15 protein-coding genes are annotated in these 18,517 nt (G+C 63.1%); 10 read left to right on the top strand and 5 right to left on the bottom strand.

Features of this window, described 5'->3' with window-relative positions; all coding sequences use genetic code 11:
* Positions 1 to 52: 52 nt before the first annotated feature.
* From hypE to hypF, 4 genes are all read right to left on the bottom strand, one after another.
* Positions 53 to 1,057 carry a hydrogenase expression/formation protein HypE gene (gene hypE / locus I6L48_RS16000; RefSeq protein WP_042882443.1) on the bottom strand — a complete coding sequence of 335 codons (1,005 nt, stop codon included), beginning with the start codon at positions 1,055 to 1,057 and terminating at the stop codon, positions 53 to 55.
* An 85-nt stretch (positions 1,058 to 1,142) separates the two neighbouring features.
* Positions 1,143 to 2,255 (bottom strand): hydrogenase formation protein HypD, encoded by a 1,113-nt coding sequence (gene hypD, locus I6L48_RS15995; protein WP_042882442.1) that lies wholly within the window; start codon positions 2,253 to 2,255, stop codon positions 1,143 to 1,145.
* Complete coding sequence (locus I6L48_RS15990; RefSeq protein WP_042648489.1) at positions 2,249 to 2,500, bottom strand: HypC/HybG/HupF family hydrogenase formation chaperone; 252 nt, start codon at positions 2,498 to 2,500, stop codon at positions 2,249 to 2,251. The genes hypD and I6L48_RS15990 overlap by 7 nt, the downstream gene beginning before the upstream one ends.
* A gap of 5 nt (positions 2,501 to 2,505) precedes the next feature.
* The gene (gene hypF, locus I6L48_RS15985; protein WP_113070421.1) at positions 2,506 to 4,917 is read right to left on the bottom strand and encodes a carbamoyltransferase HypF; all 2,412 of its coding nucleotides are present in this window, start codon (positions 4,915 to 4,917) and stop codon (positions 2,506 to 2,508) included.
* A gap of 752 nt (positions 4,918 to 5,669) precedes the next feature.
* Here hypF and recR point away from each other — a divergent pair.
* The 9 genes from recR (at position 5,670) to I6L48_RS15940 (ending at position 15,402) form a co-directional block, all read left to right on the top strand.
* Positions 5,670 to 6,272 carry a recombination mediator RecR gene (gene recR / locus I6L48_RS15980; protein WP_010674419.1) on the top strand — a complete coding sequence of 201 codons (603 nt, stop codon included), beginning with the start codon at positions 5,670 to 5,672 and terminating at the stop codon, positions 6,270 to 6,272.
* Between the two features lie 383 nt (positions 6,273 to 6,655).
* Complete coding sequence (htpG, locus tag I6L48_RS15975) at positions 6,656 to 8,569, top strand: molecular chaperone HtpG (RefSeq protein WP_216987440.1); 1,914 nt, start codon at positions 6,656 to 6,658, stop codon at positions 8,567 to 8,569.
* Positions 8,570 to 8,807: 238 nt separating this feature from the next.
* On the top strand, positions 8,808 to 9,452 hold the full coding sequence (gene adk / locus I6L48_RS15970) for an adenylate kinase (protein WP_042882437.1): 645 nt from the start codon (positions 8,808 to 8,810) through the stop codon (positions 9,450 to 9,452).
* A gap of 119 nt (positions 9,453 to 9,571) precedes the next feature.
* Positions 9,572 to 10,546, top strand: coding sequence for a ferrochelatase (hemH, locus tag I6L48_RS15965; RefSeq protein ID WP_042882436.1), 975 nt, complete (start codon positions 9,572 to 9,574; stop codon positions 10,544 to 10,546).
* Positions 10,547 to 10,610: 64 nt separating this feature from the next.
* Positions 10,611 to 11,003: an MAPEG family protein gene (locus I6L48_RS15960; protein ID WP_010674424.1), complete on the top strand. Its 393-nt coding sequence runs from the start codon at positions 10,611 to 10,613 to the stop codon at positions 11,001 to 11,003.
* Between the two features lie 175 nt (positions 11,004 to 11,178).
* A complete protein-coding gene (locus tag I6L48_RS15955; protein WP_010674425.1) occupies positions 11,179 to 12,483 on the top strand; it encodes an inosine/guanosine kinase in 1,305 nt (434 codons plus the stop codon).
* Positions 12,484 to 12,645: 162 nt separating this feature from the next.
* Positions 12,646 to 14,274: a methyl-accepting chemotaxis protein gene (locus tag I6L48_RS15950; protein WP_039038910.1), complete on the top strand. Its 1,629-nt coding sequence runs from the start codon at positions 12,646 to 12,648 to the stop codon at positions 14,272 to 14,274.
* A 123-nt stretch (positions 14,275 to 14,397) separates the two neighbouring features.
* Entirely contained in the window at positions 14,398 to 14,760 is a 363-nt protein-coding gene (locus tag I6L48_RS15945; RefSeq protein ID WP_010674427.1) for a DUF2750 domain-containing protein, read from the top strand.
* 147 nt (positions 14,761 to 14,907) lie between these two features.
* A complete protein-coding gene (locus tag I6L48_RS15940; protein WP_010674428.1) occupies positions 14,908 to 15,402 on the top strand; it encodes a hypothetical protein in 495 nt (164 codons plus the stop codon).
* On the opposite strand, the gene I6L48_RS15935 is transcribed toward I6L48_RS15940, so the two are convergent.
* On the bottom strand, positions 15,365 to 17,002 hold the full coding sequence (locus I6L48_RS15935) for an EAL domain-containing protein (RefSeq protein ID WP_042882435.1): 1,638 nt from the start codon (positions 17,000 to 17,002) through the stop codon (positions 15,365 to 15,367). The two genes, I6L48_RS15940 and I6L48_RS15935, sit on opposite strands and share 38 nt — an antisense overlap.
* A gap of 188 nt (positions 17,003 to 17,190) precedes the next feature.
* Here I6L48_RS15935 and glgC point away from each other — a divergent pair, with 188 nt between their 5' ends.
* On the top strand, positions 17,191 to 18,465 hold the full coding sequence (glgC, locus tag I6L48_RS15930; RefSeq protein ID WP_039038908.1) for a glucose-1-phosphate adenylyltransferase: 1,275 nt from the start codon (positions 17,191 to 17,193) through the stop codon (positions 18,463 to 18,465).
* Positions 18,466 to 18,517: the final 52 nt, after the last annotated feature.

The raw sequence follows: 18,517 nt of genomic DNA, 5'->3' as shown, positions 1-18,517 counted from the left end.
TAGGGGGAGGAGCAGTGACTCCTTCCTGTAATTGACGTAACGGCATGGTTGCTCAACAGATCCGCGGCAGCAGCTCCCCCTGCGGCAGCTCCAGATAACGGCGGCTGCCCCAGGGGTTGCTCAGGATCACCTTGTGGCGATCGCTCGCCTGCACCACGCCGATCTGGCTGGCGGCGGGGTTGAATTGCCGCAAGATGCCCAGTGCGTCCTGCGCCTGCTCGGCAGGCAGGGCCAGCACCATGGTCCCCTCGTTGGCGAGATCATGGGGCTCGAAACCGTAGAGCTCGCACAGGCCGCGCACCGGATCGCACACCGGAATGGCAGACTCCTCCAGCTCGATGGCAACACCGGAGGCGCAGCTCCACTCGTTGAGCACAGCGGCAAGGCCACCGCGAGTGGCATCGCGCAGGGCGTGAGGGGTAATGCCCGCCTGCAGCAGCGCTTCGACCTGCGGCCAGAGGGTGGTGCAGTCGCTCTTGAGATCAGATCCCAGTTGCAGGGCGTCGCGGGCCATCAGGATGCAGGCGCCGTGGCTGCCGATATCCCGCGACACCAGAATGGCGTCACCGGCCTTGAGGTTGCGGACCGAGATGCCCCGGCTCTGCTCAGGCAGCGGGAAGCTACCGACCCCGCTGGTGTTGATAAAGATCTTGTCTGCCGCTCCCTTGGGCACCACCTTGGTGTCGCCGCAGACGATATGGGCGCCGCTCTTGGCAAGCTCTGCTGCCATCGACTCGACGATGCGGGCGAGATCGGCGTAGGGGAAGCCCTCCTCGATGATAAAGCTGGCGCTCAGATACTCGGGTTTGGCCCCCATCATGGCCAGATCGTTGACCGTACCGGCGATGGCCAGCTTGCCGATATCGCCCCCCTCGAAGAAGAGCGGCGAGACGGTAAAGCTGTCGGTGGTGAAGGCAACGGGGCCGCTTACCGGCAGCAGGGCGGCATCTTCACCGCGCAGCAGGATATCGTTGCCAAAGTGGCGAAAGAAGAGGTGGCTTATCAGCTGGTTCATTTCCACGCCGCCGCCGCCGTGGCTTAACTGGATTTCTCTCATCGGGTCTGGTTCTCCACAAGATTGCAGAAACAGGCTGGTTCATCTCTCCTCATCACCCGACCGCCGTGGCTTGACTGAATATCTCTCATTGGATCCCCATATATCGGTAGTAGGCATTGCAGGCCCCTTCGGAGCTGACCATGCAGCTGCCCATGGGCTGGGTCGGGGTGCAGCCCCGGCCAAAGACGTTGCACTGGTTCGGTTTGGCCAGGCCGCGCAGGATATCGGCGCACTGGCACGCCTTGTGGTCATCGATGGGGGTTTCATTGAGTTGAAAGCGACGCTCCGCATCGCGCCTGGCAAAGGCATCGCGCAGGCGCAGGGCGGAGGCGTTGATATCCCCCAGACCTCGCCAGCGAAAGTGCTCGCGGGTCTCGAAAAAGCGCTCGACCATCCGCTGGGCGGCTTTATTGCCGCTGGCGGTGACGGCGCGGCTGTATTGCACCTCCAGCGCGTAGCGACCCTCCACCTTCTGGCGCACCATCATCAAGAGCGCCTCCATCACATCCACCGGCTCGAAACCGCTCACCACCACAGGCACCTGATAACGATCGACGATGGGCAGGTAGATATCGGCGCCGGTGATGACGCTGACGTGAGAGGGGCCGATAAAAGCGTTCACCTTGGCCACCCCGTCGGCCATCACCGCATGAATGGCGGGCGGCACCAACACATGGTTGATATGAAACAGGAGGTTCTCGATCCCTTGCTCTTCCGCAGCAGCCAGCAAGGCGGCCGTCATGGGGGTAGAGGTCTCGAAGCCGATGGCGAAGAAGACCACGGTTTTCTCCGGATTCTCCTTGGCGATGCGCAGGGCATCGAGGGGGTCATAGACCGGGCGGATATCGCTCCCCTTGGCCCGCTGCTGGGCCAACGTGCCTTTGGAGCCCGGTACCCGGATCATGTCCCCCAGGGTGACCAGAATGACGCTGGGCTGGCTCGCCAGCTCGATGGCCTGATCGATGCGCTCTTTGGGCATGATGCAGACCGGGCAGCCGGGGCCGTGGACGAACTCTATGCTGGCTGGCAGCAGCTGGTGCAGGCCGTACTTCATGATGGTGTGGGTATGGCCGCCGCATACCTCCATCACCCGCAGCGGTTCGGGGAGTAATTTGGCAAGCTCGGTGATCTGGGCGGCGAGGGCGCGGATCACCTCGGGCTGGCGAAAACCCTGAAAGAGATCATTCAAGGTCAGCATGGCAAGATATCCTGCGCAGGGATAAGGGCCACCATCTGGCGGAAGCTCTCGAGGCTGGCCTGCGCCTCCTCTTCGTCAATCTTGCTCATCACAAAGCCGATATGGAGCAGCACATAGTCGCCCACCTGGAGAGGCTCTTCGAGCAGCATGCAGCTGACGCGCCGCTGCACTCCCAGGGTGTCGACGGTGACGCAGTTATCTTCGGGGTGCAGCTGCACCACCTGAGAGGGGATGGATAGACACATGGATTTCAGGACTCCGACAAGGTGGCACAACCGGCTGTGGTTGGGCGGTGCGTGGCAAGATGGTGAATGGCAAACCAGAGCTGACCGGCGGCGATGCCACCGTCATTGAGCGGCAGGGTTTCGCTGGTCAATACCTGCCGGCCGGCGGCTTCGAGAGCGGGCACAAGTTCGTCCATCAGCACCCGGTTTTGAAAGACGCCGCCCCCGAGCGCCACCGGATAGCCGGGGAAGCGCTCGGCAAGGGCAACGGCCAGATTGCTGATGGCGCGGATAAAACCGGCGGCCAGGCTGGCAGTGGAGGTGCCTTTGCGCCGCTCGTTGACAAGGGTATGGATGAGCTCTGCCCACTCGATCTGCAGCGGCCCTTCCGCTGATTGGCGGAGGTCAAAGGCGAGGGGGAAGGGCTGTTCATCGGGGGCCAGCTGCAAGGCGGCCGCCTCCAGCAAGAGCCCCGCTTCGCCCTCGTAATCCGGGGTGTCGATCACCCCCAAGAGCGCCGCCACCGCATCGAACAGCCGACCGATGGAACTGGTATGGGGGGCGTTGCGACCCAAGCGCCAGAGCTGGTGCAGATTGTTGATCTGCCCAGCGGGCAGTTGCTTGATCGCCGGCATATCGAGGGCACTGATCTCCTCCACGCTATAGAATTCGAACAGCAGCCCCAGCAGCTGGCGCACCGGCTCGCGGATGGCCGCTTCGCCGCCGATGAGCTTGAAGGGTTTGAGGTGGGCAACCCGTGTAAAGCTTTGAACGTCGGCCAGCAGCAGCTCGCCGCCCCAGAGGGTGCCGTCATCGCCAAGGCCGGTGCCATCGAAGGCCACCCCCAGCACCGGGCCTGTGATGTTGTGCTCGGCCATCACAGCCAGCAGGTGGGCGTGATGGTGCTGCACCTCGAGATGGGTTGCATTGTGATCACGGCAATAGCCCTTGGCCCACTGGTGGCTGAGGTAGCCGGGGTGGCAGTCCGATACCAGCAGTTCGGGCTTGAGATCGTAGAGATCGCGGAAGGTCGCCAGGGTCTGCTCGAAGTGCTCCTGCATCGGCAGGCTGTGCAGATCGCCGATATAGGGGCTGTAGATGCGCTGGCGGCCGAAGGCGAGCGCCAGCTGGTTCTTCTGCTGCGCCCCGACCGCCAGCAGCGGCACCCTGACTGCCTCTTGCAGGCTGGGGGTGCAGGGGGCATAGCCCCGGGCTAGCCGCAACATCTGGCGCCGCCCGCCTGCCCACTGCACCAGACTGTCGTCGCACGGGTGCAGGATGGGGCGGTTGTGATCCAGGATGCCGTCAATCTCGCTGCCGAGCTCCCTGACCACAGCCTCGCACTCGATAAGGATCGGGCTGCCGCGACCATTGGCGCTGGTGGCCACCAGCGGGATGGCGCAGGCATCCAGCAGCAGCTGATGGAGCGGGGTATAGGGGAGCATGATGCCAAGGTAGGGGATGCCGGGGGCGATCCTCTCGGCCAGCGGCGCGGTTGTCAGTAGGGATTCTGAGAGCCGATCATCGTTAATGCGCTTGCGCAGCAGGGTGATGGGTCTGGCCTGAGAGGTGAGCAGTTGCCACTCGTCTTCGCTGCCGGTGACATGCAGTTTGGCCTCGGCAAGGGAGCCCATCATCACCGCCAGCGGTTTGCGTTCGCGCCGTTTGAGCATTCGTAATCTGGCAACACTCTGTTCATTGCGGGCATCACACATCAGGTGATACCCCCCCATCCCCTTGACCGCAATCAACGCCCCCGCTTGCAGTGCGCTTGCAGCTTCGTGCAGGGCATCCTCGCGCTCGGCCAGGGCATCGCCGTGGCCGCTGCGCCAGGTCAGATGCGGCCCGCACTCGGGGCAGCTCACCGGCTGGGCGTGGTAGCGTCTGTCCAGCGGATTTTCATAGGCTGCCGCGCAGCGCGGGCACATGGCAAAGCCGGCCATGGCGGTGTGGGGTCTGTCGTAGGGGAGGCGGCGGATAATGGTGTAGCGCGGGCCGCAGTGGGTGCAGTTGGTAAAGGGGTAGTGGTGGTGGCGATCGTTGGGGTTGGCCACGTCCCGGGCGCACGCCTCACACATTCCCTGATCCGGCGAGATGGCGACCGTGGCCGCACTCTGTTGCTGGCTCGCTTTAATTCGAAACTGGCCATGAAATTGGCCATCGAAGTCGGGATCATGAGCGAAGGGCAGTTCCCGCTCGCTGAAATGATCGATGCGGCTAAGTGGCGGCGCCAGTTCCCGCAGCTCGCGGGCAAAGCTGGCGAGCTGCTCAGGGGAGCCTTCGGCGCCAATGGTGACGCCATTGGCATCGTTCAACACATAACCGGCAAGGCCGTGGCGCAGCGCCAGCCCATAGACGAAGGGGCGAAAGCCGACCCCCTGAACTATGCCGTCGATATGAAATTCGCGGCGCAGCCGAAGGCGTGTCGACGTGGTCATGGCTCCATCCAAAGAGGGGCCAGCGCCCCTCCCTCATAACCGGGGGGCAGGGAACCCTCCCTTATGACAGGGAGGCTGGGGAGGGCCGACAGGGGCGGCCATCCGGCGATCATCCTGGGGGATGTCATGCGATATCGAACTCCCATCTGCTGGCCTGCCGCCACGGCATGGGCCATCGGGTGCAACGAACGGGGGGCAACGGGCTGCGTCGCGATAGAAGGGGCGTAGCCTGGGCAGTGGAGGGAAGCGGGCCTCTCATCCTGCCGCGAGGGCCAAGTTTACCGGGGCCCTGGTCCCCAATACCTTGATCTCGCCCCTGTTTGAGTGCCAGATGCGGCGCTTCTTTGCGATCCTGTGAGCCTGCTCCGCCAGCGATCGGCGTGTGAGGGCAGGCGGCGCCGCACCCCCGGGGCGCTGAACCGGCCCCTGAAGGGGGCAAGTCGAGGATGGCGGGGCCAACACGCAGGTTTTTTGTTTGGTTTTATTTAACGATTGCGGTCAATCGAGTAGAAAAATTGAACACCTTGGGGGCTGTTTTACCCCTTGCGGGGGCTGGCGGGGGCCTGCCGGCCCTGAAAAACGGAGGTCAGCCCGGTTTCCCGGTGCGTCTCGGCGGCGAGGCGCCTGCGGGCGGGATCTGCCATTGGCGGCCCTGGGCTGGTATAGTCCTGCGCCAACAAAAGAGGTTGGAGAGACGGCTTGCCGATGCCCCTGGGGCGGCGCCTCTCTTCGCGGCATCAAAGGATATCCCCATGAAATTCAGTCCCCTGCTCGATGAGATGATGAAGGCGCTGCAGGTCTTGCCGGGCGTGGGCCCGAAATCGGCCCAGCGCATGGCGTTCACCCTGCTGGAGCGCGAGCGCAGCGGCGGCCTGCGTCTGGCCTCCCTGCTCAATCGGGCGCTGACCGAAATCGGTCATTGCAGCCACTGCCGCACCTTCACCGAGAACGATCGCTGCGAGATCTGCGCCAATCCCAAGCGCGAGGAGAACGGTCTGCTCTGCGTGGTGGAGAGCCCGGCAGACGTGGCGGCCATCGAGCAGACCGGCCAGTTCTCCGGCCGCTACTTCGTGCTGATGGGCCATCTGTCGCCCCTTGACGGCATCGGCCCCGAGGAGCTGGGGCTCGATATCCTGGAGCGCCGCCTGCAAGAGGAGCAGATCAAGGAGCTGATCCTCGCCACCAACCCCACCATCGAGGGGGATGCCACCGCCTGGTACATCGCCGACATGGCCCGCACCGCCGGGGTGGAGGTGAGCCGCATCGCCCACGGTGTGCCGGTGGGCGGGGAGCTGGAGCTGGTGGATGGCACCACGCTCTCCCACTCCCTGATGGGGCGCCAGCGCCTGAGCTAAAGAGGCCACGAACCCCACCCCGGCCCTCCCCTTGGCAGGGGAGGGAGCAATGGATCCTGCCCCACTCCTCTCTTTGGCAGGGGAGAAAGCAACGAACCCCGCCTCAGCCCTCCCCTTGGCAGGGGAGAGCAAGGCTGACCCCGCTATTGGCTCCACACTCGATCCCAATCTGACCCTCCTCGCCAGACAGGGGACGACGGTGCACCTCCCCGTTGTGAAGGGGGAGGCGAAGGGGGAGGCCGGGAGGGGGTTGCATGTGTGGCCAAGCGAGGGGCCGGTGCGCAAATTTGCTCTCAAGTTTGCACGCAAGCCCCTTGATATTTGAAAGGCCAACCCCATCTAGCTTGGGAATCTGTTCAACCCGACGTTTTGAGGACTGGTCGATGACCCAAAGTGTTCACGCCGAAACCCACGGCTTTCAGACTGAAGTCAAACAACTGCTGAGCCTGATGGCTCACAGCCTCTACTCCAACAAAGAAGTATTCCTGCGCGAGCTGATCTCCAACGCCTCCGATGCGGCGGACAAGCTGCGCTTCAAGGCGCTTTCCGATGCCTCTTTGTTCGAAAACGACGGCCAGTTGCGCGTGCGCCTGGTGGTGGACAAAGAGAACAAGACCCTGACCATTTCGGACAACGGCATCGGCATGACCCGTGCTCAGGTGATCGAGCACCTGGGCACCATCGCCAAGTCCGGCACCGCCGAGTTCTTCAAGCACCTCTCCGGTGACCAGGGCAAGGATTCCCAGCTGATCGGCCAGTTCGGGGTGGGCTTCTACTCCGCCTTCATCGTGGCCGACAAGGTGACCGTGGTCTCCCGCGCCGCCGGCACCGCGCCGGAGCAGGGCGTGCAGTGGGAATCACAAGGGGAAGGCTCCTTCACCGTGGCTGACGTGACCAAAGCCGGTCGCGGCACCGACGTCATCCTGCACCTGCGCAGCGATGAAGAGGAGTTCCTGGACGACTGGCGCCTGCGCTCCGTGGTCAGCAAATATTCCGACCACATCAGCGTGCCGGTGGAGATGTTCAAGGAGGGTACGCCGGATCGGGAAGAAGACGGTGAAACCATCGTCGGCACCCCGGGGGAGTGGGAGCAGGTCAACCGCGCCACCGCGCTCTGGACCCGCAACCCGAAGGACATCAAGGACGAGGAGTACCAGGAGTTCTACAAGCACGTCGCCCACGACTTCGAAGATCCGCTCCTGTGGGGTCACAACCGGGTGGAAGGGGCCCAGGAGTACACCAGCCTGCTCTACATCCCGGCCCGTGCGCCGTTCGATCTCTACAACCGCGAACAGAAGCACGGTCTGAAACTCTATGTGCAGCGCGTCTTCATCATGGACGACGCCGAGCAGTTTATGCCGACCTACCTGCGCTTCGTGAAAGGGGTGCTGGACTCCAACGATCTGCCGCTCAACGTCAGCCGTGAAATCCTGCAGGACAACAAGGTGACCGCCTCCCTGCGCAAGGCTTGCTCCAAGCGCGTCCTGACCATGCTCTCCAAGCTGGCGAAAGACGACGGCGAGAAGTACGCCAAGTTCTGGAGCGAGTTCGGTAACGTGCTCAAAGAGGGCCCGGCCGAGGATTACGCCAACCGGGAAGAGATCGCGAAGCTCTTGCGCTTTGCCAGCACCGCTGGTGAGGGCGAAGCCCAGACCGTGTCGCTCGAGGATTACGTTGACCGCATGAAGGAAGGTCAGCAGAAGATTTACTACATCACCGCCGACTCTTATGCCGCTGCCAAGAACAGCCCGCACCTCGAGATCTTCCGCAAGAAGGGCGTCGAAGTGCTGCTGATGTGGGAGCGGGTGGACGAGTGGCTGATGAGCCACCTGACCGAGTTCGACGGCAAGCAGCTGGTCTCCGTCACCCGTGGCGAACTGGATCTCGGGGATCTGGAAGACGACGCCTCCAAGCAGGCGCAGGAGGAGGCCGAAAAAGCCAACGCCGGTCTGGTGGAGCGGGTCAAGAAGAGCCTCGGGGAGGCGGTGAAAGAGGTGCGCGTCACCCACCGTCTGACCGACTCGCCGTCCTGCATCGTCACCGACGCCCACGGCATGAGCACCCAGATGATCAAGCTGATGCGCGCCGCCGGTCAGCCGGTGCCGGAGCAGAAGTACATCCTGGAGCTCAACCCCGACCATGCCCTGGTGAAGAAGCTCGGCACCATCGAGGATGAGAGCCTGTTTGGCGAGTGGGTCTCCCTCCTGCACGAGCAGGCCCAGCTGGCGGAGCAGGGCGGCCTCAATGATCCGGCGAGCTTCGTCTCCCGTATCAACCGTCTGCTACTCCAGGCGTGATGTGATTGTGATTGGCCCACTGCATGACAGTGGGCTTTTTTTTGGCCGTTCCCCTCTGGTGCGCTGCTGCATTTTCAATCATTTTTCGTGGTCGTCGTCTGCGTCTTTGGTCGCAGAGACGGGGCGGGAGTGTGGTGATAATCTGGCCACTCACACGGGGCGAGCTTGTTAATACGGGCGAAAACGTGTAGTTTTTTGCCTTCTCAAGAATTGAATAACCAATCAACTAGGAGCGTGTATGCGCATTGTTCTGTTGGGAGCTCCGGGCGCCGGCAAGGGTACCCAGGCTCAGTTCATCATGGAAAAACACGGTATTCCGCAGATCTCCACCGGCGACATGCTGCGTGCGGCGATCAAGGCGGGTACCGAGCTGGGCCTCAAGGCCAAAGCCGTGATGGACGCAGGTCAGCTCGTCTCCGACGACATCATCATCGGCCTGGTCAAAGAACGCATCGCGCAACCGGATTGCGCCAACGGCTTCCTGCTGGACGGCTTCCCACGCACCATTCCCCAGGCGCAAGCCATGAAGGATGCCGGTGTGACCGTGGACTTCGTGCTGGAATTCGACGTGCCGGACGAAGAGATCGTCAAGCGCATGAGCGGCCGCCGCGTGCACTCCGGCTCCGGCCGTACCTACCACGTGGTGTTCAACCCGCCGAAAGTGGAAGGCAAGGATGACGTGACCGGCGAGGATCTGGTGATCCGTGCCGACGACGAAGAGACCACAGTGCGCAAGCGTCTGGATGTCTACCATCAGCAGACCGCGCCGCTCATCGGTTTCTATGGCAAGGAAGCGGAAGCGGGCAACACCCGTTACGTCAAGATCGACGGCACCCAGCCGGTGGATCTGGTCAGCCAGCAACTGGCCACCATTCTCGGTTAAGCCATTCAGGGCCGGCAGGACGCAGCCGTTCGCCGGCTGGCTGCGAGGGTGAGAAAAGGGTCCATACCGGGCCCTTTCTTGCATTCCATTCCCACGACATAGAACGACAGGATGCTAACGTGACCACGAAAACCGGGATCTTGCTGGTCAATCTGGGTACCCCGGCCGCGCCGACCACGGCGGCGGTCAAGGCGTTTCTCAGCCAGTTTCTGCACGATCAGCGGGTCGTCGACCTGCCGCGCTACCTCTGGTGCCCCCTGCTTCACTTCATCATCCTGCCGACCCGCTCCCCCAAGGTGGCCAAGCTCTATCAGCAGGTGTGGACCGAGCAGGGTTCCCCCCTGATGGTCATCAGCCAGCAGCAGCGCGCGGCCCTGGAGCACGAGCTCAAGCGGGAAGGGGTCGAGGTGCCGGTGGCGCTCGCCATGACCTATGGCGCCCCGTCGCTGGCCGATGGCTGGCAGGCCCTCAAGGCCCAGGGGGTCAACCGGGTGATCCTGCTGCCGCTCTATCCCCAGTATTCGGTCAGTACCACCGCCTCGGTGTTCGACGCCTGGGCCAGGGCGATGAAAACCGAACGCAATCTGCCGGTGGTGCGGCTCATCCGCGATTACCATGCCCACCCGGAGTACATCCAGGCGCTGGCCATGAGCGTGCGTCGCCACTGGGAGCAGCACGGCCAGGGGGAGCATCTGCTGATGTCCTTCCACGGCATTCCCGAGCGCTACGAGCGGGAAGGGGATCCTTATGGTCATCAGTGCAGGCGCACCGCCGCCCTGCTGGCGGAGGCGCTGGGGCTGGCCCCGGAGCAGTGGACTGCGAGCTTCCAGTCCCGCTTTGGCAAGGAGGAGTGGCTCAAGCCCTACACGGACCTGACCGTGGGCGACTTGCCCTCTCGCGGCGTCAAGCGGCTCGATGTCATCTGCCCGGCCTTCTCGGCGGATTGCCTCGAGACCCTGGAGGAGATCCAGGTGCAGAACCGGGAGATCTTCATGGCCGCCGGTGGCGAGCAGTTTGAATACATCCCGGCCCTCAACAGCGATCAGGCCCATATCCGCATGATGGTTTCCCTCATCTGTCGCGAGCTGGCATGATGGCCGTTCTCATCCGGTGCCCGACGTGGCGGACGTTCGGATTCAACGATAAAGGAGTGTCCTGATGATGCATATCACGCTGATTTACGCCGGCCTGCTCGGGCTCTTGTTCCTGCTGCTCTCCTTCTGGGTGGTCAAGCGCCGCGCCCAGTTCAGGGTGATGATAGGGGAGGGGGAAGCCCCCGAGATGCTGGCCGCGATCCGCGCCCACGGCAACTTTGCCGAGTACGTGCCCCTCACCCTGCTGCTGATGGCCCTGTGCGAACTGGCGGGGGTCGGTGCGCTCTGGCTGCACCTGGGTGGTGTGCTGCTGCTGGTGGGTCGCATCCTGCATGCCATCGGCATCCAGATTCCCAGAGCTCCCAACATGCCGCGCCTCTTCGGCACCCTCTTCTTCTGGCTGTCGCTGGGGATTTTCTCGGTGCTGGCCCTGGTGCAGGGGCTCTCGGCAAGCTGAATGTCATCCCGCAACACCACCCCGTCACGGGGTGGTTTTTTGTGGCAGGCAAGTCAAACGTTTTCCTCGCAAGCCCTTGTCTATACTGACCTCAAAATTCAATCGTGCGACTTTTCGGCGTGGTGGATTGTGTTAAAATCCCGCCCCTCTTTTCCCCAGAGCACAGAAGATTGCCATGAAATTTCCCGGTCAGCGCAAGTCCAAACACTACTTCCCGGTCGACAGACGTGATCCCCTGATCCCGCAGAATTCCCAGCTCACCGAACTGGGCAAGGCCTATGTAGTGGGCATCGATCAGACTCTGGTGGATATCGAAGCCCATGTGGACGAAGACTTCCTGAACCGGTACGGCCTGAGCAAGGGCCACTCCATGCTCATCTCCGACGAGGTGGCGGAGCTGGTCTACGACGAGCTCAAGGCCAACAACATGGTGGTGAGCGAATTTGCCGGCGGCACCATCGGCAACACCATGCACAACTACTCCGTGCTGGCGGACTCCCACTCCATCCTGCTTGGCGTCATGAGCCAGGACATCCGCATCGGCAGCTATGCCTATCGCTATCTGTGCAACACCTCCTCCCGGGTCAACCTCGACTACCTGCAGCCGGTGGACGGCCCGGTCGGGCGCTGCTTCACCTTCATCACCGAAGGGGGAGAGCGCAGCTTTGGCATCAACGCCGGCAAGATGGATCACCTGGATGTGGACCACATCCCCGAGACCATCATCAAGGAGGCCTCGGCCCTGGTGATCACCGCCTACCTGGTGCGCGGCGCCGACGGCACGCCCATGAAGGAGGCCGCCATGGCCGCGGTGCGCTATGCCCGCGAGGCCGGGGTGCCCGTGGTGCTGACCCTGGGCACCCGCTTCGTCATCGACGAGAATCCCCAGTGGTGGCGCGATTTCATCAGCGAGAACGTGACCGTGCTCGCCATGAACGAGGACGAGGCGGAGGCCCTGACCGGGATAAAGGATCCCCTCGGCGCGGCCGACAAGGCGCTGGACTGGGCGGACATGGTGCTCTGCACCGCCGGCCCCATCGGCCTCTACATGGCGAGCTACACCGACGAGGACTACAAGCGCGAGACCACCCACACCCTGCTGCCCGGCGTCATCCCCGAATTCAACATGTACGAGTTCAGCCGCCCCATGGCCCGGGACAAGTGCCGCAAGCCTGCGCGTATCTACTCCCACATCTCCCCCTACATGGGCGGCCCGGAGAAGATAAAGAACACCAACGGGGCAGGGGACGGGGCGCTGTCCGCCGTGCTGCACGACATGGTGGCGAACGCCTATCACCGCATGAACGTGCCGAACTCCGCCAAGCATCTCTCGGAATTCCTGACCTACTCCTCTCTGGCCCAGGTGTGCAAGTACGCCAACCGGGTGAGCTACGAGGTGCTGGCCCAGAGCAGCCCGCGCCTCTCCCGCGGGTTGCCGGAGAAGGAAGACAGCCTGGAAGAGGTGTACTGGGAGCGGTGATACCTCTTCCTGTCGACCACGAGAAAGGGTGCCACTGGGCACCCTTTCTTGTTTTTGGGGCTGGATCATGTTTTTGGCATCGCTTTTGCTGACATCGTGGACAGCCCGCGTCGCGGCGGCATACCTTGTGTTAAGGATATGTAGCTGCTGCGGGGCGAGGGTATGTTGAGACAATGGAGTATCGGTCGGCGTCTGTCGCTGGTGACCCTGATGGTGCTGGCGCTGCTGGGACTGCTGCTGTTCTTCTGCCTGCAGATCTATCAGCAGGGGCTGATGGGGGAGAAGAGCCGCCAGACCCAGGCCCAGGTGGAGACCGCCTACAGCCTGGTGGCGGGGCTGGAAGCCAGGGTACGCAAGGGGGAGCTGGACGAGGCAAGCGCCAAGGCCGAGGCGCTGGCGCTGATCAAGGGGTTGCGTTACGGCAACGATGACTACTTCTGGATCAACGACAGCCACCCCACCATGGTGATGCACCCCATGAAACCCGAGCTGGACGGCAAGGATCTCTCCGGGGTGGAGGACAAGCAGGGGCTCAGGCTGTTCGTCGCCTTCGCCGATCTGGCCCGGGCCCAGGGCGCGGGGGAGGTGGCCTACTACTGGCCCAAGCCGGGGGTGGACGAACCGGTACGCAAGATCTCCTACATCAAGCGCTTCGCCCCCTGGGACTGGATCATCGGCACCGGCGTCTATGTGGACGACGTCGAGGCCCAGTACCGAGAGGTGCTGCACACCCTGCTGGGGATCGGGCTGGTGCTGGCCCTCCTGCTGTTTGCCGTGGTCGGCCTCATTGTGCGCAGCATCGTCGTGCCCCTCTCCCGCTCGGTCTCGGCCCTTGGCAACATCGCCAGGGGGGAGGGGGATCTGCGGGTACGTCTGCCAGAGTCTGGGCGTGACGAGCTGAGCCAGCTCAGCATCAACTTCAACCTCTTCGCCAGCCAGATGGCGCAGCTGGTGGCCCGCAGCCAGCAGATAGCGGATCAGAACCGGGTGCATGCCCACCAGCTGGCCGAGGTGGTGGAGCGTACCGGCGCCATCGTCACCGGCCAGGAGCAGGATACCCTGCGGGTGGCCAGCGCCATGGAGCAGATGACGGTGAGCAGCCGCGAAGTGGGCCAGCACGCGGCCCAGGCCGCCGACGCGGCGGACTCGGCCCTCAATCTGGCCCAGCATGGCCGCGAGGTGGTGGTCCAGACCCGGGAGTCCATCAGCCAGCTGGCGGACGAAATGGTGGAGACGGTGCAGGCGGTGAGCCGCCTCGAGCAGGAGACTCAGCAGATTGGCTCCGTGCTCGACGTCATTCGCGGGGTGGCGGAGCAGACCAACCTGCTGGCCCTCAACGCCGCCATTGAAGCGGCACGGGCCGGGGAGCAGGGGCGCGGCTTTGCGGTGGTCGCCGATGAGGTGCGTACCCTGGCGACCCGCACCCACAGCTCCACCGACGAGATCCGGCAGATGATCCAGCGGCTGCAGGAGGGGGCCGGCAAGGTGGTCAGCGGCATCAGCCAGTTGCAGCAGCTCTCCCGCGCGACGGCGGACAGGGCCGGCGATGCGGATGTCGCCATCAATGCCATCGATGGATCCGTCCACACCATTACTGCCATGAATGGGCAGATTGCCACGGCGGCGGCGGAGCAGAGCCGGGCGGCGGAGGAGATCAACCAGCGGCTGGTGGCCATCACTCAGCTGGCGGCGGATGCCCTGGCCCAAAACCGGCTGACCGAGCAGGCATCCGGGCAACTGGCGCTGGCCTGCGACGAGCTGGGGGCCCTGGTGGCGAAATATCGCATCTGACGGCCTTTCTCCCCGCTTTTTCGGGATAAGGCTTGAGTCTGGGGGGCTTTTGGGACACCATCTGCCCCATTCTCGGCCAGCCCTGGCCGACAGCCTGCCATTGCTTTGCAAGAGAGAGACCCCATGAGCAAACTAACTGACAATCTTGACGCCAATTTCCAGCTGTTCATCGAAGAAGTCCGCGAGTCGGGTCAGGTGTGGGGTCTGCGCTACGGTGAAGACTGGGTGGTGTGCCGCTCCGCCGAGTTCGAAGATGCGGACGTGATGCCGCTCTGGTCCGCCGAAGGGGATGCCCGCCTGCACTGCGTGGACGAGTGGGCGGATTACGAGCCGGAAGTGATCGAGCTCGAAGAGTTCCTGGACATCTGGATCAACGATCTGGACGAGGACGACGTGCTGGTCGGCCCGAACTGGAACGCCGATCTGGAAGGCCAGGAGCTCGAGCCCATCGAACTGGCCAAGGCGCTGGTGGAACTGGACGCCTGAGTCAGCCGTCCTGCCGGATTGTGATGAGCCGGCCCCCGGAAGGGGGTCGGTTTTTTTATGGCCGCCATGGGCCATGAAAAGGTGATTTGCCTTTGCACCCGTCCCGGGGATGGGTCATCATCAACCCTTTGCCGATCGGGAGGTGCCATGTTTGTCTTTGACGTGACCACGAAGGCGGGGGCGCAGGGGAGGATCCAGGTGCAGGCGCTGGACTGGAGCCAGAGCGGCCCGGTGAGCTTTCAGTGTGACAGCGACGAGCTGGCCCTGGTGCTGCTGAGCGGGTGCCGCTGCGATGCCGTGGGGTACTTCAATCTGCTGGGGGGCTGCAAGCCGCTCTACGTGGAGCAGTGGCTCACCTATTTGCAGGAGCGTGGCCAGCTGGAGAAGGTCACTGCCCGCCAGGAGAGCCCGTCCCAACCCGATTACCTGACCCGGGCCGGGCTGGCGGACGACGAGCTCAATGCCCTGCTCGGCCAGATCTACAAGGTGGCCGGGTTCAACCGCCTGCAGATCAACCGCTACCTCAAGCATCGCCACAACCCGACCATGCTGGCGACCCGTTACGATCAGAAGGAGCTGGAGCGTTATCGCCAGCTCAACGACATCATTCTGACCCTGTTGAAGCTGAAACCGTCTCCGTGAAGATCCCCATCTGACCGATCTCCGGTCCCAGTTCCTGGGGCCGGGCGATGAGGTAGCCCTGCAAGCCGTCCACATACATGCTCTGCAGCATCTGCTTCTGGCCTATCTGTTCCACCCCTTCTGCGATCACCAGGCAGCCCATGCGATGGGAGACGTCGACGATCATCCGCACGAACTGCTGGTTGGTGAGATCCTGCTCCAGCTCGGTGATGAGACCGGGGTCCAGCTTGATGTAGTCGGGTTTGAGCTCGCGAAACAGGCTGAAGGAGCCGATCCCCTTGCCGAAGTTGCAGATGGCCGAGCGGCTGCCGTGGCGCCTGAGCAGCTCGAACAGCCGCCTGGACCCGGTCAGGTTGCGCTCCAGGTGCTCCTCGTCGAGCTCGAACACCAGGTTGGCCCCGATGTCGGGGTCTTTTTGCAACTGGTGATCCAGCCAGATGAGAAAGGCGCTGTTTTGCAGCAGGGAGCCCGGCAGATTGAGACCCCATCGGCTGTTGTGGCCTCCGAAGGCGCGGTATTGGCGGATGACGTGGCGGATCACCATCTGGGTCAGGCGTAGTACCATGTCCAGCCGCTGCGCCATGGCGAGCAGGGTATCGCTTGGCAGCACGGTGCCGTCGCTGCTGCTGAAACGGGGATAGATCTCGTGATAGGCGAGCATGCCGCGATGCAGGGGCTGGATGGGCTGGCAGGTGAAGTTGACGCTCTCCTGCTCCAGTAGATCGGTCAGCACCTGGGTCCAGTGACGCTGACCCTGCACCTCGACCACCTCGTCGTTCTGCTGGATGGCCCAGCCATTGACCACCTCTGTCTGGGCGCGGGCCAGCGCGAGATCCGCCCGGGCCAGAATGGCCTCTATCTTCTGCTCGCTGCTCAAGCGGGTCATGCCCGAGTAGGCGGCGCTCTCGAGCTCGTGATCGTGCTGATAGCGATCGAAGGCGAGCTTCAGATCCCGTCCCAGCAGATGGGGCGGGATCTGGGCCAGGGGGGGCAGCAGGACGGCAAAATCGGCCCCCGAGATGCGATAGACCCGGTGGCCCGGGAAGCGGCTGACGGTGTGGCTGATGAGGGCGGCGATGTCCCGGATGTAGGCATCCCCGGACTGGAAGCCGCGCTGGGCGTTGAGGGTCCCGAGCTCGGTGGCGCGGATGAGCACCAGGATGGCGGTCTGGGTGTTTTCCTGTTGCAGCAGCTCGGTCAGATCGCGCCGGAAGGCGTGGCGGTTGCCAAGCCCCGTCATCTCGTCCCGGGTCGCCTGATTGTGCAATTCGGTGATCTGGCGGTGGGCATCGATCTCGGCCTCATTGAAGGACGCAAGGAGCTGGCGCAGAGCCGTTTGTGCCTGTACGCTGTCGAGCATGGCGGGATCCCGCTGCTGCAGCGCCAGCAGCCAGCGTTGCTCCTGCCTCGCCTTTTCTCCACGGCGCACGCTGTGGGTGAGAAAGAGCTGCAGGGCGAATCCCGTCAGGGTGGTCATCAGGACCAGCAGCAGGGTGAGCGGTGAGGCGGGGGGGGCGAGCAGCACTCCCTGCAACAGCAGCATGGGAATGCAGACCAGTGCGCTGACCAGCAGCAGGTTTCCCTCATGTTTATTCAACATCGTTTCATCCTTGATGATGTTCATGATGTAGAAATTCTAACCAAGTCGCTGGCGCAAAACATGAGTACTCACGCAACTCCACGATAAAGCGCCGGCGGAATGCAACTAAATGTGAGTGAAAACACTTTCATGGTCTGTAAAAAAAGCGAAGATGGGTTGAAAACAGCCCCAACAGAGCAGAGGTAGATATGTTGCTAGAACCCGTAGACACCGCCAAAGCACGGCAACTATTGAATCAGAGTATGGCCTTGGTGCTCGCAGGGGGACGGGGCAGCCGCCTGAAGCAGTTGACCGATAACCGCGCCAAGCCCGCCGTCCACTTTGGCGGCAAATTCCGTATCATCGACTTCGTGCTCTCCAACTGCATCAACTCCGGCATCCGCCGGGTGGGTGTGGTGACCCAGTACAAGTCCCACAGTCTGTTGCGCCACCTGCAATCGGGCTGGTCTTTCCTGCGCTACCAGATGAACGAGTTCATCGACTTGCTGCCCGCCCAGCAGCGGGTGGACGAGGTGCACTGGTATCGCGGCACCGCAGACGCCATCTACCAGAACGTCGACATCATCCGTGACTACGGTCCCAAGTACATCGTGGTGCTGGCAGGGGATCACATCTACAAGATGGACTACGCCGCCATGCTGCTCGATCACGTGCGCCTCGGCGCCAAGGTGACGGTGGCCTGTATCGAGGTACCGCGCTGCGAGGCATCGGCCTTCGGCGTCATGGACATCGACGAGCAACGCAAGATCCGCGCCTTCGTGGAGAAACCGGCCAATCCGCCTGCCATGCCGGGCTGCGAGGATCGCTCGCTGGCCTCCATGGGCATCTACATCTTCGAGGCGGAGTACCTCTACCAGTTGCTGGAAGAGGACATCCACAACCAGGAGTCCAAGCACGACTTCGGCATGGACGTGATCCCGCGCATCGTGGGGGAGGGCAAGGCCTTTGCCCATCCGTTCAACATGTCCTGTGTCGGGGCCAAGGAGGGGCAAAAACCCTACTGGCGCGACGTGGGGACCCTGGATTCGTTCTGGGAGGCGAACATGGACCTTGCCTCCGTGGTGCCCGAGCTCGACATCTATGACGAGAACTGGCCCATCTGGACCAGCCAGAACATGTCGCCCCCGGCCAAGTTCGTGCAGGACAGAAACGGCCAGCACGGCATGACCATCAACTCCATGTTTGCGGGGGGCTCCATCGTGAGCGGCTCCTTCGTGCTCAACTCGGTGTTGTTCACCAACGTGCGGGTGCACTCCTTCTGTACCCTGGATCAGGCGGTGATCTTCCCCGGGGTCGAGATCGGGGCTGGTTGCCGCTTGCGCCGGGTGGTGGTGGACAAGGGGTGCAAGCTGCCAGACGGCCTGGTGGTGGGGGAGAACGCGGACGAGGATGCACGCCGCTTCTACCGCTCCGAGCAGGGCATCGTGCTGGTGACCAAGCCGATGCTGGCCAAGCTCGGCTAACCTCGTCGACACAGACAAAAAAAGGGAGCCCTGGGCTCCCTTTCTATTGGTG

The organism is Aeromonas sp. FDAARGOS 1418 (genome assembly GCF_019048585.1).
GTDB classification, from domain to species: domain Bacteria; phylum Pseudomonadota; class Gammaproteobacteria; order Enterobacterales; family Aeromonadaceae; genus Aeromonas; species Aeromonas caviae.
Note: the sequence above shows the minus strand (reverse complement) of the source record. Positions and strands in the feature narration are given on the sequence as shown.